This is a genomic window from Bradyrhizobium sp. CER78 (assembly GCF_029846235.1).
Classification (GTDB): Bacteria; Pseudomonadota; Alphaproteobacteria; order Rhizobiales; family Xanthobacteraceae; genus Bradyrhizobium.
In genome coordinates this window covers 347,272-362,204 of sequence record NZ_JARVWP010000007.1, presented here as the reverse complement: position 1 = coordinate 362,204, position 14,933 = coordinate 347,272, and the positions used below count along the sequence as shown (strand labels likewise).

The 14,933-nt window shown below is 66.0% G+C and carries 12 protein-coding genes; 6 read left to right on the top strand and 6 right to left on the bottom strand.

Going from position 1 to position 14,933, the window contains the following annotated elements; all coding sequences use genetic code 11:
* Positions 1-146: 146 nt before the first annotated feature.
* From QDT69_RS18295 to QDT69_RS18275, 5 genes are all read right to left on the bottom strand, one after another.
* Positions 147-1,481, bottom strand: coding sequence for an MATE family efflux transporter (locus QDT69_RS18295; RefSeq protein WP_279707853.1), 1,335 nt, complete (start codon positions 1,479-1,481; stop codon positions 147-149).
* A gap of 120 nt (positions 1,482-1,601) precedes the next feature.
* On the bottom strand, positions 1,602-2,336 hold the full coding sequence (locus QDT69_RS18290; RefSeq protein ID WP_279707852.1) for an MBL fold metallo-hydrolase: 735 nt from the start codon (positions 2,334-2,336) through the stop codon (positions 1,602-1,604).
* Positions 2,337-2,358: 22 nt separating this feature from the next.
* A complete protein-coding gene (locus QDT69_RS18285) occupies positions 2,359-2,667 on the bottom strand; it encodes a DUF6460 domain-containing protein (protein ID WP_279707851.1) in 309 nt (102 codons plus the stop codon).
* 99 nt (positions 2,668-2,766) lie between these two features.
* Complete coding sequence (locus tag QDT69_RS18280; protein WP_279707850.1) at positions 2,767-4,623, bottom strand: cisplatin damage response ATP-dependent DNA ligase; 1,857 nt, start codon at positions 4,621-4,623, stop codon at positions 2,767-2,769.
* On the bottom strand, positions 4,620-5,699 hold the full coding sequence (locus QDT69_RS18275) for a ligase-associated DNA damage response exonuclease (RefSeq protein ID WP_279707910.1): 1,080 nt from the start codon (positions 5,697-5,699) through the stop codon (positions 4,620-4,622). Before QDT69_RS18275 ends, QDT69_RS18280 begins: the two co-directional genes overlap by 4 nt.
* Positions 5,700-5,842: 143 nt before the next feature.
* Here QDT69_RS18275 and QDT69_RS18270 point away from each other — a divergent pair, with 143 nt between their 5' ends.
* The 4 genes from QDT69_RS18270 to pdeM all read left to right on the top strand — a co-directional run bounded on the left by QDT69_RS18270 (position 5,843) and on the right by pdeM (position 12,047).
* The gene (locus tag QDT69_RS18270) at positions 5,843-6,769 is read left to right on the top strand and encodes a methyltransferase domain-containing protein (RefSeq protein ID WP_279707849.1); all 927 of its coding nucleotides are present in this window, start codon (positions 5,843-5,845) and stop codon (positions 6,767-6,769) included.
* 312 nt (positions 6,770-7,081) lie between these two features.
* Positions 7,082-8,308, top strand: coding sequence for an ABC transporter substrate-binding protein (locus QDT69_RS18265; protein WP_279707848.1), 1,227 nt, complete (start codon positions 7,082-7,084; stop codon positions 8,306-8,308).
* A 241-nt stretch (positions 8,309-8,549) separates the two neighbouring features.
* On the top strand, positions 8,550-11,312 hold the full coding sequence (locus QDT69_RS18260) for a ligase-associated DNA damage response DEXH box helicase (RefSeq protein ID WP_279707909.1): 2,763 nt from the start codon (positions 8,550-8,552) through the stop codon (positions 11,310-11,312).
* Positions 11,313-11,375: 63 nt separating this feature from the next.
* Entirely contained in the window at positions 11,376-12,047 is a 672-nt protein-coding gene (pdeM, locus tag QDT69_RS18255; RefSeq protein ID WP_279707847.1) for a ligase-associated DNA damage response endonuclease PdeM, read from the top strand.
* 199 nt (positions 12,048-12,246) lie between these two features.
* Here the strand turns inward: pdeM and QDT69_RS18250 are convergent, their stop codons facing one another.
* Positions 12,247-13,110, bottom strand: coding sequence for a LysR family transcriptional regulator (locus QDT69_RS18250; RefSeq protein WP_279707908.1), 864 nt, complete (start codon positions 13,108-13,110; stop codon positions 12,247-12,249).
* Positions 13,111-13,206: 96 nt separating this feature from the next.
* Between QDT69_RS18250 and QDT69_RS18245 the strand changes: the two genes are divergently transcribed.
* Positions 13,207-14,133 (top strand): DMT family transporter, encoded by a 927-nt coding sequence (locus QDT69_RS18245; protein WP_279707846.1) that lies wholly within the window; start codon positions 13,207-13,209, stop codon positions 14,131-14,133.
* Positions 14,130-14,903: an MBL fold metallo-hydrolase gene (locus QDT69_RS18240; RefSeq protein ID WP_279707845.1), complete on the top strand. Its 774-nt coding sequence runs from the start codon at positions 14,130-14,132 to the stop codon at positions 14,901-14,903. The genes QDT69_RS18245 and QDT69_RS18240 overlap by 4 nt, the downstream gene beginning before the upstream one ends.
* The last annotated feature ends 30 nt before the right edge of the window (positions 14,904-14,933 follow it).

Sequence of the window (14,933 nt, the reverse complement as noted above, 5' to 3'; positions counted from 1 at the left end):
ATCGCATCGTTAGATGCGAACCGGGCGAGGGGGAGCTTCCGCGTATTCTTTTCCCACCATTTTCGTGGAGACAGCCCCTCACCCCAACCCTCTCCCCGCAAGAGCGGGGCGAGGGAGTAAGAGGACGCTGCATCCGGGCTACGCAGCTAGCTGAGTGAAGGAGCCTTGAACGTCTTCCGCAGCATCGCCGGATAGCGCAGGCCTTGCAGGCCGCCGCGCGCGACGTAGAAGCCGAGCAGCGCGATCCATAGGCCGGTGTTGCCGTATCCGCTCAGCACCCACCAGGTGGCGAGGAAGATCGCCAGCGAAGCCAGCATCAGATTGCGCATCTCGCGCGCCCAGGTCGCACCGACATAGATGCCGTCGAAGCCGAACGCGAACACGCCGGGCAGAGGCGCCAGGATCACGAACAGCAGGAAGTCGCGCGCGTAGCGGCGCACGTCGTCGCTGGTCGTCATCACATTGATCAGCGCCGGTCCGAACAGCGCGAACAGCACCGAGACCACAAGCGCAAAGCCTGTGCCCCACAGCAGCACCAGCCGGGTCGAATCGGCGAAGCCGCGTCCGTCGCGCGCGCCGTAGGCGCGGCCGCACAGCTGCTGCGCGGCGTTGGCGAGGCCGTCGAGGAAGAAGGCGCTCACCAGCAGGAAATTGTTCAGCACCGAATTCGCCGCCAGCGTCACGTCGCCCTCGCGCGCGCCCTTCGCGGTGAAGAACAGGAACACCACGATCAGCGCCGCGGTGCGCACCATGATGTCGCGGTTGACGGCCAGCATGCGCGTCAGCTTGGCGCGGTCGAACAGCGTCGCCGCGGGAACCGCGAAGCCGCCTTGCGCGATCCGCCACGCCACCACGATGCCGACAACGAAGCCGGCGATCTCGGCCAGCACGGCGGCGATCGCGGCACCGGCGATGCCGGCGCCATAGCTCTGTACCAGCAGCACGGTTGCGATCATGTTGATGATGTTGATCACGATCTGCAGCGCCAGCGCCAGATTGGCGCGCGCCTGGCCGACGAGCCAGCCCAGGATGACGTAATTGGCGAGCGCCAGCGGCGCCGACCAGATCCGGATCATGAAATAGGTTTTCGCCGCGCGCGTGACGCCCTCGCTGCCGCCCATCAGCTGAAAGGTGATAGCGGCCAGCGGCACCTGCAGCGCGATCAGCGCGGCGCCGATCAGGCCGGCGACGATGAAGCCGCGCACCAGGATCGCGGCATATTCCTGCGGCTCGCCGGCGCCCTGCGCCTGCGCGGTGAAGGCCAGCGTGCTCATGCGCAGAAAGGCGAACAGCCAGAACAGGCAGTCGAAGATCACCGAGGCCATCGCCACCCCGCCGAGCAGTGCGGCGTCGTCGAGGCGGCCGATCGCGGTGGTCGAGACGATGCCGATCAGCGGCGTGGTCAGGTTCGCGACCATCGCCGGGCCGGCGATGGCGAACACCTGGCGGGAGGTGATCTTCGGGTGGATGGGTGCGTGCATGGCTACAGTTGCAAGGAATATACGCTTCTATCGCGTCATCCGTCGCGCGGCCATGCTGGAATTGTGCTCAGAGCAATGCGGCGGCGAGGGGGCTGGGCAGCCGACAAAGCCATTGCATCGTCAGAATACCACGACCATGCCGTCGCTCGCCGTCGTGTAGGGCAGGTCGTCGATGCGGCCGAGCATGTCGTCGCTCATATGAGTGAGCACTACTCGGCCTGCGTTGATGGCGGGCAGATGCGCTTCCAGCGCTTTCAGGCTGAGATGGTTCTTGACCACCTTGTCGTAGGTATAGGCTTCAGCAATGAAGAGGTCGGCGTTTTGCGCCGCCGGGATCAGCGTGTCGGTCCACTCCGTGTCGGCGCTGTAGCAGACGGTGCGGCCTTCCGCCTCGACGCGATAGGCGAGAAACGGCCCACCGGATTCTCCATGCACCACCGGATAGGGCGTCACGGTCACCTCACCGAAGCTGCGCCGCTCCTGCGGCGTGAGCGTGACGACGGACAGATCGAAGCGCTGTTTGGTCCTGGAGGAATGCTCGAACATCACCTCCATCACCTCAGGCAGTTTCGTTTCGATGCCTTCGGGCCCTGCGATCACCAGCGGGCGGGTGCGGCGCGAGAACTGCGCGTCGAGCAGGAAGAACGGCAGGCCGGCGAAATGGTCGCCGTGGAAATGCGTGATCAGGATCAGGTCGATTGCGTCGCGATCGATCTCGAGCCGCTTCAGCGCCGGAAGCGACGACGCGCCGCAATCGATCAGGAAATTGACGCTGATACCGCTGACATGGAAACAGGTGTTGAAGCGGCCGCCGGAGCCGAATGCATCGCCGCAGCCGACAAATTGCAATTGCATCGGCTGCGGGCTCTCCCTGGGATCAGCGGCCGCGCGGCGCGCCGAACAGCCGCGACAGCAGCCAGATCGGGATCACGATCACGGCGCCGAGCAGGAAGTAGCGCCAGGCCCAGTTGATCGCGTCGAAGCCGAAATCCCAGAGGCTCTGGAACAGCCGGCGGATGCTGTACAGAATGTTCCACGGGTCGAGGCCGATCGCGGCGAGCACGACGCCGACCAGGATCGAGAGCAGGATCAGCCGGAACGCCACCGAGAGTGGCGAGCCGCCGAGAAAGCGGTACAGGCCGTCGCTCTGGCCGCCGGCCGGCAAGTCCCTGACGTCGTTCGGCATCGTTGTCTCCTGGCGGAATCGCCCGCGCATTATAGGTCACGGCGGTGCACATGGGAAACCCGCGGGGCGCGATCAATGGCTGCCATGCGGCTTGCGGGTTTAACTTCCTGTCATGGAGATTAACATCCGTTCAAGTGTCTCCAGCCGGTCGGCTTCGCGCGGCGGTTTGTCCCAGCGCAGCCGGCTGATGCGGGGAAAGCGCATTGCGACGCCGGATTTGTGCCGCGGCGAGCGCTGCAAGCCCTCGAACGCGACTTCCAGCACCAGCCCTTGATCCGGCTCGTGCACGACATGCCGCACCGGGCCGAACTTCTCGGTGGTGTTGCGGCGGACGAAGCGGTCGATCTGCAACAGCTCCTCGTCGGTGAAACCGAAATAGGCCTTGCCGACCGGCACCAGCTCGTCGCCGGCCTCGCCACGGGTCCAGACCCCGAACGTGTAATCGGAGTAATAGGACGAGCGCTTGCCGTGGCCGCGCTGCGCGTACATCAGCACGGCGTCGATGATGTGCGGATCGCGTTTCCATTTCCACCATGGGCCCTTCGGCCGCCCGGGCAGATAGGGCGCGTCGCGCCGCTTCAGCATCACGCCTTCGACCGCGTCGGCATCGTCGCCCGCGCCTGCGCTCTTGGGATCGGCGCGCGCGGCAGCGAGTTCTTCCCAACTGGCGAACGGGACCGTCGGCGACAGGTCGATGCGTGGATCGCCGAGCTTGGCGACGAAGGCTTCGAGATGCGCACGCCGTTCGGTGAACGGCAGCTCGCGCAGATCGTTCTCGTCGTCACCGAGCAGGTCGTAGGCGCGCAGATGAATTGGGAATTTCTTGATCAGCTTCGGAGAGACGACTTTGCGGTTGAGTCGCTGCTGCAAGACGTTGAAGGTCTGCACGCGTCCGTCGCGCAGCACAAGCAATTCGCCGTCGATCGCGCCGGGCAGGTGCAGTGACGGCACGAGGTCGGGGAAGCTGCCGGTGATATCCTCACCGGTGCGCGAATAAAGCCGCGCCTGGATGTGGCCGCGCGCGTCGCGGCCGGCGACTGCCTGCACGCGGATGCCGTCCCATTTCCATTCCGCGCTGAAGTCGGCGGCGTCGAGATTGGCGAAATCTGCGTTCTCGATCGCATGCGCCAGCATCACCGGGCGGAACGGCGTCGGATCGCTGTTAACAGGCTTGTCGCCGCGGCCTTCGAGCCAGGCGAACAGGTCGAGATAGGGCGGTGACAGCCCGGGCCACATCAGCTCGATCTCGTGCGCATCCTTGTCACCGAGCGCGGCGGCCGCCGTCTTCGCCAGCCGCGCCGAGATCCCGATCCGCATCGCGCCGGTGACGAGCTTCAAGAGCGCCCAGCGGCCGGTTTCGTCGAGCTCGTCCAGCCAGCGCGCCAGCTGCGCCGGCAACTCGGCCTTGCCGAGCGTGCGCAGCGTGGTGACGACGTCGGTCAGGGTTGGCGGAGGTGGGTTGTTGTGCGTGCGCGGAATCTCACTGCTGTCTTGCCCGCGGTACCCCTCTCCCTCACGCTCCCCCGCAAGGGGGGAGGGAACCCGTCCACAGGTGCGTCCCTCACCCACGTCAGTCACCTCAACATCGCTGTGAGGTGAGCACGACGGTTGGGCTCCCTCCCCCCTTGCGGGGGAGGGTTGGGGAGAGGGGTGGCCCAGCAAAGGCTCGGTGTAATTTGCTCCAGCCTTCGGCCACATCAGCGCAACGGTTTCCGAGAGATCGCCGACGTAGTCATACGAGTAGCCGAACAGCACCGGGTCGGTGCGTTCGGTGATCAGATCGCGGATCAAGCCCGGTTTGGCGTGCTTGAACGACAGCGCGCCGGTCAGCGCCGCCAGCGCGTAGCCGCGGTCGGGGTCCTCGGTCTCGCGGAAATAGCCGACCAGCAGCCTGATCTTGTTGTTGCGGCCGGGCTCGTAGGCGAGGCGGTCGAGCAGCTCGGCGAAGCGGTTCATGGCTTCTTGGTCTCGCCGACGGGCTGTGCCTCGCCGGCGGGCTGGGCCTCGCCGGTCACCGCCGCAGTCTCGCCTTCGTCCTCGTCGCCATAGCCGACCAGATCGAGCGGCCGCGCGGCGAGGCCCTTGCTCTTGCACCAATGCACCAGCGCGTCTTCCTGGCCGTGGGTGACCCAGATTTCGCCCGCGCCGGTGGCGGCGATCGTCGCCGTCAGCCCGTCCCAATCGGCATGGTCCGAGATCACCAGCGGCAGCTCGACGCCGCCTTGCCGGGCCCGCGCGCGCACGCGCATCCAGCCCGAGGCAAAGGCGGTGACCGGATCGGGGAAGCGCCGCGTCCAGACATCCGATGTCGCGCTCGGCGGCGCCAGCGTGATGGTGCCGGCAAGCTCGGCCTTCTTCATGCCGCGCACCGGCCGGAGCTCGCCGAGCGGAATGCCGCGCTCTTGATAGTAGTAAGTGATCTTCTCCATCGCGCCATGCAGATAGATCGGCGCGTAGTAGCCGGCCTCGCGCAGCAACGCGATCACGCGCTGTGCCTTGCCGAGCGAGTACGCACCGACCAGGTGCGCGCGCTCCGGAAACAGTTTTGCGGACGCCAGCAGCTTGTTCACCTCACCGGCGGCGTCGCCATGGCGGAACACCGGCAGTCCAAACGTCGCCTCCGTGATGAAGACGTCGCAGGGCACCAGCTCGAACGGCGCACAGGTCGGATCGCGCGCATCCTTGTAGTCGCCGGAGGCGACGATGCGGGTGTTCTTGCAGGTGACGGAGATCTGGGCGGAGCCTAGCACGTGCCCTGCGGGATGAAACGACACCGTGACGTCGCCGAGCCTGATCTCATCGCCATAGGCCACGGCTTGCGTCGCGCCGGCGAAATTCTCGCCATAGCGCAGCCGCATCATGTCGAGCGTTTCCTGGGTCGCGAGAACAGCGCCATGGCCCGCCCGCGCATGGTCGGAATGGCCATGCGTGATCAGGGCCCGCTCGACCGGCCTGACAGGATCGATGTGGAAGCCGCCGGGCTTGCAGCAAAGCCCGGCCGGGACGGGCATCAGGATGTCTTGCGGGCGCATGACGAGCATATAGGCATGGATTCCGCGATATCTAATCGTCGGGCGCGGGCTTGACCCGCGCATCCATCTCCGGAAAAAGTCCATGCTTTGATGGATGGCCACCCGGCCAAGATCCTTAAGACAAGATTGGTTCCTTAAAGAAAATGGCCCCGCGCCTGTTTCTGTCCTCTGGCGACCTCGTTGCCGACCGCCGCTACGAGTTCGCGCGCGACCTGCAATTGAAGGGCGATCTGCCGGCCGCCGCCGAGCTGCTCGAACAGGCGATCGAGCTGGTGCCGAAATTCACGTCCGCCTGGTACACGCTCGGCAAGATCCGCCTCGAGCTCGGCCAGCGCGACGCCGCGATCGCAGCGTTCCGCGCCGCGCGCGACACCGATCCTGAGGACCGTCACGGCGCCGGCCTGCATCTGATGCAGCTCGGCGTCGAGGCTGTCGGTGCGATGCCGCCAGGCTATGTGCAGACGTTGTTCGATCAATATGCGCCGCGCTTCGAGGCCGCGCTGGTCGGTGATCTCGGCTATCGCGGTCCGGCGCTGCTGTTCAAGGCGGTGTTGTCGGTGCGCGCGTCCGCGAAGAAGCCGGCGTTCTTCAAGCGTGCGATCGATCTCGGCTGCGGCACTGGGCTCGCGGCCGGTGCGTTCGCACGGCATGTCGACAGCTTCATCGGCATCGACCTGTCGCCGCGCATGATCGACAAGGCGCGCGCCACGGGCCTTTATGCCGAGCTCGAAGTCGACGACATGCTGAAGGGCATTTCGACCAAACCCGATGCCAGCGCCGAATTGATCCTTGCCGCGGATGCGATGGTCTATGTTGCCGATCTCGCGCCCGTGCTCGCCGAGGCCGCGCGCGTGCTGGTGCCGGGCGGCGTGCTTGCCTTCACGGCGGAGACCCACGACGGCGAGGGCGTCCTCCTCGGCGAGGGGCTGCGCTACGCCCACAGCGCAGCCTATGTGCGGGCGACCGTTGCGGCCGCTGGGCTGACACTGGCCTTGCTCGACGATCTCTCGGCGCGCAATGAGGACAACATTCCGGCACCCGGGCTCGTCGCCGTCGCCGTAAAGCCGTGAAGCACTTCACCCGCCCCTGGAGGGGGAGGGTCGGTTCGCATTGAGCGAAGCGAAATGCGAAGCGGGGTGGGGTGATCTCTCAACACGGGCAGCGCGGAAGTGGAGAGACCTTCACCCCACCTCGCCGCTCATTGCATTCGCGTCGATCCTCCCCCTCCAGGGGAGGATGAGAGCACGATCCTTTCGACCCCCAAACTTGAGTCTACACGCTACGCATTTGCCGTGACGCGGCATTGCGCCACACAGCCGTGACTTCGCGCTTGCCCGGCGCTGGGCGGAATGCGAGAGCTTTGCGCCTCAGGGAGAGACACAATGAAAAAACATACGCGGCGCGAATTCGGCGCCACTGCATTATCCGTCATCGCAGCGTCCGTGCTGCCCGCGCCGTTCGTCCGTGCTGCCGACAAGAAGTATGATCCGGGCGCGAGCGACACCGAGATCAAGCTCGGCCAGACCGTGCCGCATTCCGGCCCAGGCTCGCTCTATGGCGTGCTCGGCCGCGTCGGCGAAGCCCATTTCCAGATGCTGAACGACAAGGGCGGCATCAACGGCCGCACGGTGAAATTCCTCACCATGGACGACGCCTACAGCGCGCCGAAATGCGTCGAGGCGACGCGGCGCCTGGTCGAGCAGGAGGAGGTGCTGGCGCTCTACGGCTCGCTCGGCACCGCGCCGCAGACCGCCGTGCACAAATATCTCAATTCCAAGGGTATTCCCCAGCTGCTGCTCAACACCGGCGCCTCGAAGTGGAACGACCCGAAGAACTTCAAATGGACCATGGCGGGCCTGCCGCTCTATCCGACCGAAGCGCGCATCCTTGCCAAGCACGTCGTCAGCGTGAAGCCGAACGCCAAGATCGGCATCCTCTACCAGAACGACGATTTCGGTCGCGACTTCCTCGGCCCATTCAAGAAGGTGCTGGCCGATGCCGGCGGCAAGGCCCAGGTGATCATGGAGCAGACCTACGATCTCACCGATCCGACGGTCGATTCCCAGCTCATCAATCTGTCGAAGTCGGGCGCCGACGTGTTCTACAACATCACCACAGGCAAGGCGACGTCGCAGTCGATCCGCAAGGTCGCCGAGCTCGGCTGGAAGCCGTTGCAGCTGTTGTCGGCGGGCTCGACCGGCCGCTCGATCCTGAGCGCGGCGGGGTTAGAGAACGCCAAGGACATCGTCGCGATCCGCTACAACAAGGAAGTCGGCGTGCCGCGCTATGAGAAGGATGCGGACGTGGTCGCGTTCGAGGAGCTGCGCAAGAAGTACCTGCCGAACATCGATCCCGACAACACCATCGCCTTCGCCGGCTACGGCCAGGCGGCGACGATGGGCGAAATCCTGCGCCGCTGCGGCGACGACCTGACCCGCGCCAACGTGCTGAAGCACGCCACCACGCTGGCCGGTTTCCACTCGCCCTATTTCCTCGACGGCATCAATTACAGCTATACGCCCGACGACTACACGCCGATGAAGACGCTCTACGTCTCGATCTTCAACGGCAAGGATTGGGACCTCTCCGGGGAGCCGATGACGGAGTAGGGCTCTCGCTGTCCTTCACCTCGCCCCGCCTGCGGGGAGAGGTCGGATCGCATCGCGAGATGCGATCCGGGTGAGGGGGTACAGGTCTCACGGCGCCCGGCACTCGTGGAAGCAGCCCCTCACCCCAACCCTCTCCCCGTGAAGGACGGGGAGAGGGGGCGGACAAAGCTCCGCCCTTGCCACCTGCCGCCATTTTCGTCCCGCCCTCGACGAAACCGCCTGAACCGCCTACCTCTTGGGCGTGTCGACGCTCGATCTCTTTTCCGTCCCGCCGTCGGAAACGGCCGATCTCCTGCCGCGCCGGTTTCGCGACTGGTTCACCTCACGCGGCTGGTCGCCGCGCGAGCATCAGCTCGCGCTACTGGCGAAGGCGCGTGTAGAACGCTCCGCGCTGCTGATTGCTCCGACCGGTGCGGGCAAGACGCTGGCGGGGTTCTTGCCGACGCTGGTGGAGTTGAGCGGGGAGGCGAGCGCAACGAGTCTGCAGACACAAACTCGATCGCCACCTCCCCCCTTGCGGGGGAGGTCGACGCCCTCTGACGCGCAATTGCGCGTCGGGGGGCGGCGGGAGAGGGGTATGCCGCTTGGTCCGAACGATACGCCTTACCCCTCTCCCCAACCCTCCCCCGCAAGGGGGGAGGGAGCCCTACCAGCGATCGCAGCGGAGCCAAGAAAGACCTTTGTCTCCACCGGCCGCTCGGTTCGTCGCAGCTCCGGGCTGCATACGCTCTACATCTCGCCGCTGAAGGCGCTCGCGGTCGACATCGCGCGCAATTTGGAGACGCCGGTTGCCGAGATGGGGCTGCCGATCAAGGTCGAGACCCGCACCGGTGACACGCCGGTGTCGCGGCGGCAGCGGCAGCGGCGCTATCCGCCGGACATCCTGCTCACCACGCCGGAGCAACTGGCGCTGTTGCTCGCCTCCGACGACGCACCGTTTCTGTTCTCCTCGCTGAAGCGCATCGTGCTCGACGAGTTGCATGCGCTGGTCACCTCCAAGCGCGGCGATCTGCTGTCGCTGGGGCTGGCGCGGCTCTGGACCATCGCGCCGCAGGCGCGGGCTATCGGTCTGTCGGCAACGGTGGCCGAGCCTGAGCAACTCGCGCGCTTCCTGGTGCCGCAGCCGGGCGGCGCGAGCGTATCCGCCGACGTCGTCACCGCGGGCGGCGCGGCGCCGCCGGTGGTCGAGATGCTCGACACGCGGGAACGACTGCCGTGGTCCGGCCACAGCGCGCGCCACGCGCTGCCCGAGGTCTATGAGCTGATCAAGCGCAACAAGACCACGCTGGTGTTCGTCAACACCCGCAGCCAGGCCGAGATGCTGTTCCAGGATCTCTGGCGCATGAACGACGACGGGCTTGCGATCGCGCTGCATCATGGCTCGCTCGACGTCGCGCAGCGCCGCAAGGTCGAGGACGCGATGGCCGCGGGAAAACTGCGCGGCGTGGTCTGCACCTCCTCGCTCGATCTCGGCGTCGACTGGGGCGATGTCGACCTCGTCATCAATATCGGCGCGCCAAAAGGTTCGTCGCGGCTGATGCAGCGGATCGGCCGCGCCAACCACCGCTTCGACGAGGCCTCGCGCGCCGTGCTGGTGCCGGCCAACCGCTTCGAGGTGCTGGAATGCGCCGTCGCGATCGATGCCATCGCCGAGAATGCGCAGGACACGCCGCCGCTGCGCCTAGGTGCGCTCGATGTGCTGGCCCAGCACGTGCTCGGCTGCGCCTGCGGCAAGCCGTTTTTGTCCGACGAGCTCTATGATGAGGTGAGGACCGCGGCGCCCTATGCATCGCTGTCGCGAACCGATTTCGACGACGTGGTCGACTTCGTCGCCACCGGCGGTTACGCGCTGAAGACGTATGAGCGTTTCGCGCGGATCAAGCAGGACAAGCAGGGCCGCTGGCGCGTCACCAATCCCAAGGTGCGGCAGAGCTATCGCCTCAACGTCGGCACCATCGTCGAGGAGACCATGCTGAAGGTGCGGCTGGTGCGCTCGCGCGCCGGCGGTCACGGATCGACCGGCGCGATCGCCCGCGGCGGCCGGATGCTGGGCGAGATCGAGGAGGTCTTCATCGAGGGCCTGGTGCCCGGCGACACTTTTGTCTTTGGCGGCGAGGTGGTGCGCTACGAGGCCTTGGTTGAAGATCAGGTCTACGTCTCTCGCGCCAATGACAAAGATGCAAAAGTACCGTCCTATATGGGCGGCAAATTCCCGCTCTCGACCTATCTCGCCGAGCGGGTCCGCAGGCTGCTCGACAACAGCCGTGCCTGGAAGGCGCTGCCGGATCAGGTGCATGACTGGCTGTCGTTGCAGCGGAAGTTTTCGCGGGTGCCGGCGGTGCGCGAGCTGCTGGTGGAAACCTTTCCACGCGGCGGCAGCCATTATCTGGTCTGCTATCCCTTCGAGGGGCGGCTCGCGCATCAGACACTCGGCATGCTGCTGACGCGGCGGCTGGAGCGGGCGCGCGCCCGTCCGCTCGGCTTCGTCGCCAATGAATATGCGCTCGCGGTCTGGGGCGTCGGCGATCTCTCCTTCATGATCCGGACCGGCAAGCTCGATCTCAACGCGCTGTTCGATCCCGATATGCTCGGCGACGATCTCGAGGCGTGGCTCGCGGAATCCGCGTTGATGAAGCGCACCTTCCGCAATTGCGCCATCATCTCCGGCCTGATCGCGCGCCGCTTCACCGACGAGGAGAAGTCGCGCCGCCAGGTGCTGTTCTCTACCGATCTGATCTACGACGTGCTGCGCAAGCACCAGGCCGACCATGTGCTGTTGCGCGCCGCGCGCAGCGATGCCGCCACGGGATTGCTCGATCTGCGCCGTCTCAGCGACATGCTTTCGCGCATCTACGGCCGAATCACCCACAAGGATCTCGACCACGTTTCTCCGCTTGCCGTCCCCGCGCTGCTGGAAATCGGCCGCGAGTCAGTTTATGGCGAAGCATCCGACGAGCTTCTGGCCGAGGCGGCCGAGGAACTCGTGCGGGAGGCGACGACCTAACGCTGGCATTTGGGGGAACAGGACGTGACGGCAAGCGCGCTAGCTTTGCGAGACGGTGACGATATGCGCGTTTCCAGGGTCACGGTGGCGGATGTCGGCTTCGTGGCGGATTTCTCCGGCGCGCTGTTCTGGGAAGAGCAGAGCCTGCTCGTGGTGTCCGACCTGCATCTGGAAAAAGGCTCGAGCTTCGCCAGCCGCGGTGTGCTGCTGCCGCCCTACGACACGGTCGCGACGTTGAGCCGGCTCGCCGCCGTGATCGCGCGGCACGATCCGCGGCAGGTGATCGCGCTCGGCGACAGCTTTCACGATCGCGAGGCGCATGCGCGGCTGTCGGATGGGGATCGCGAGGCGCTGGCGGCGCTGCAAATGCGGCGCAACTGGATCTGGATTGCGGGCAACCACGATCCGGCGCTGCCGTCCAGTCTCGGCGGCGTGGTCGCCACTGAAGTTGCGATCGGCCCGATCGTGTTTCGCCATGAGCCGACCGGCGCTGCCGGCGAGATCGCCGGGCATCTGCACCCCAAGGCACGGGTGCCGACCCGCGGCCGCTCGATCGAGCGGCGTTGCTTTGCCAGTGACGGCGAGCGCGCGGTGATGCCGGCGTTCGGTGCCTACACGGGCGGCCTGAGCATCCGCGACGCCGCATTCGCACGGATCTTCGGGTCGCCGGGTTTCATGGCCCACGTCCTCGGCGACAACCGCGTCCACGCGTTCGCCGCGTCGCGGTGTTATTGACTCGCGCAACCAACATTTCCTGCGCCTTGCCAAACACTCGGTGCCGTCCCGGGCAAGCGAAGCGCGACCCGGGACCCATAACCACTACTGTTTGAGATTGCGCAAAGCTGTGACCCCAGCGCGGCATCACAACTGTATGCGGTGGTTATGGGTCCCTGCTTTCGCAGGGACGACAGCGGAATAGCGGCGCGACCTCGCCCTAAGCCGCCTTCGCCTGCACGCTCTCGCAATACTCGGCAAGCCGATCCGCCAGCCGCAGCGTCGCGGGCCTCGCTTCGGGGGCGGCGACGAGGGCGACCTCGGTCCGCTCGATCGGCGCAAAGCCGTCCTTCGCCGTCAGCACGCGGTGCTCGGCCTGGATCGACATCTCCGACAGGATGCTCAAGCCCAGGCCAGCTGCGACCGCGGCCTGGATGCCGGCGAGGCTGGAGGAGGTGTAGGCCATGTGCCAGTTGCGGCCCGCGCTTTCCAGCGAATGGATGGCGTGGGCGCGATAGAGGCAACCCGAGCCGAAGCCGATCAGCGGCACCGAGCCGATGGTGGTGTCGCGCGGATGGCTTTTGCTCGTCACCCAATGCACGCGTTCCGGCCACACCGCGATGCCGCCTTTCTCGCTGGCGGCGCGCTTGATCAGCGCGAGATCGAGATCGCCGCGCTCGAGATCGCGGTACAGGTAAAGGCTCTGGCCGGAGCGCACATCGAGGCGCAAATTCGGATGGCTGCGCGCGAAAGTCGCGAGCAGCCTCGTCAACCGGTAGGCGGCAAAATCCTCGGTGATGCCGATCCGGATCGCGCCTTCGCTGCCGGCGCGCGACACCACATCACGCGCCTCCTCGGCCAGCGCCAGCAGTCGCCGCGCATAGGTCAGCAGCTGATCGCCGGCATCAGTCGGGGTGACGTCCTTGCCGCGGCGGATCAACAGCGGCTGGCCGACATCCTCCTCCAGGCGCTTGATCTGCTGACTGACCGTCGATTGCGTGCGGTGGACGCGCTCGCCGGCGCGGGTGAAGCCGCCGGCATCGACCACCGAGACGAAACTGCGCAACAGCTCCAGGTCGAGCATCGCAGCCTCCATTCATAAATCCACTGGATATCAGTCTATCATTTAATTTCCAAATATCAAGGTGCGGGCCTAGATCATGGGCGAAGGAGAAAATGCATGTCCGCCGCATCTTCAATTGCCGCCCCCCGCGCCCGCTTCAACACCCTGCCGCTGTTGATCGCGCTGTTCTGCCTGCTCTGGAGCTACGCGTTCGTCGCCGGCAAGATCGGCGTCACCGATTGCCCGCCGCTGATTCTGCTCGCCGTGCGGTTCTCGCTCGCCGGCGTCCTGATTCTCGGCATCTCCTGGCTGCGCCGGGACCAATGGGACCTCACCTGGCGCGATGTCGCCGTGTTCGCCGTAATCGGCGTCGCCAACAACGCGCTCTATCTCGGCCTCGGCTATACCGGGTTGAAGACGGTCTCGGCCGGGCTCGGCGCGTTGATCGTCTCGGCCAATCCGGTGTTCACCGCCATGCTGGCGGCCATGTTCCTCGGCGAGAGCATGACCTTGCGCAAGGTGGTCGGTCTCGTGCTCGGCATCGTCGGCGTTGCCTTCATCGTCTGGCATCGGATCAAGGTCGGCAGCGACAGCCCGCACGGCATCCTGTTCACGCTGGCCTCGCTCGCCTCGATCGTCGCCGGCACGGTGCTGTTCAAGCTGCTGGCGCCGAAGGGCAGCCTGTGGATCGGCAACGGCATCCAGAACATTGCCGGCGGCCTTGCGGTGATGCCGTTCGCCTTCACGCTCTCCAGCGTCGGTGACATCGTGCCCAGCATGCGGCTCGCCGGCGCCTTCGCTTTCCTGGTGCTCGGCGGCTCGATCCTCGCCTATCTGCTTTGGTTTCATCTCCTGAAAGTGTGTGGCGCGACCGCCGCCAGCGCCTATCACTTCCTGATGCCGCCGCTCGGCATGCTGTTCGCCTATCTCGTGCTCGGCGAGCATGTCGAATTTCGCGATCTGCTCGGGATCGTTCCGGTCGCTCTCGGCATTTACCTGGTGACGCGCCCCGCCGCGGCATCGCCCAAGAGGAGTGGAACGTGAGCATCACCATCACCCTGATCGGGGGGCCAACCGCCCTGATCGAGATCGACGGGTTCCGCCTGCTCACCGATCCGACCTTCGATGCGCCCGGCGATTATCAACTGCCGCATGTGAAGCTCGAGAAGCTGACGGGCCCCGCGCTCAGCGCCCGCGACGTCGGCGAGATCGATGCGGTGCTGCTGAGCCACGACCAGCATTCCGACAATCTCGACCGTTCCGGCCGGGATTTCCTCAAAGGCGCGAAGCGCGTGCTGACGACACAGGCCGGCGCCAAGCGGCTCGGCGGCAACACGGAGGGCTTTGCACCCTGGGCGTCGACCACGTTGAAGAAAGGCGGGCGGACCCTTGCCATCACCGCGACGCCGGCGCGGCACGGGCCCGCGGGCATCGAGCCGTTGTCCGGCGACGTGATCGGCTTCGTGGTGGAGCCGGCGAAACCCGGCCGTCCGGTCTATGTCAGCGGCGACACCACCTGGTTCGACGGTGTCGCCGAGGTTGCGCGGCGCTTCGATTGCGGCGTGGTGCTGCCGTTCGCGGGCGCGGCGCAGACCCGCGGCCCGTTCCATCTCACGATGGACACCAACGATGCGATCGAGACCGCGCGCGCCTTTGCCGACGCGGTGATCGTGCCGGTTCATACCGACGGCTGGGCGCATTTCCGGCAGAACGCCAGCGACCTGCGCGCGAGCTTCGATACGCTCGGCTTCGGCCGCCGCTTGCGCATACTGGAGCCTGGTGTGTCGACAGTCATCGAGAGCCAAGTTTCATAGCAAGGAACCTTGCCGGTATCCGGTTCGTTG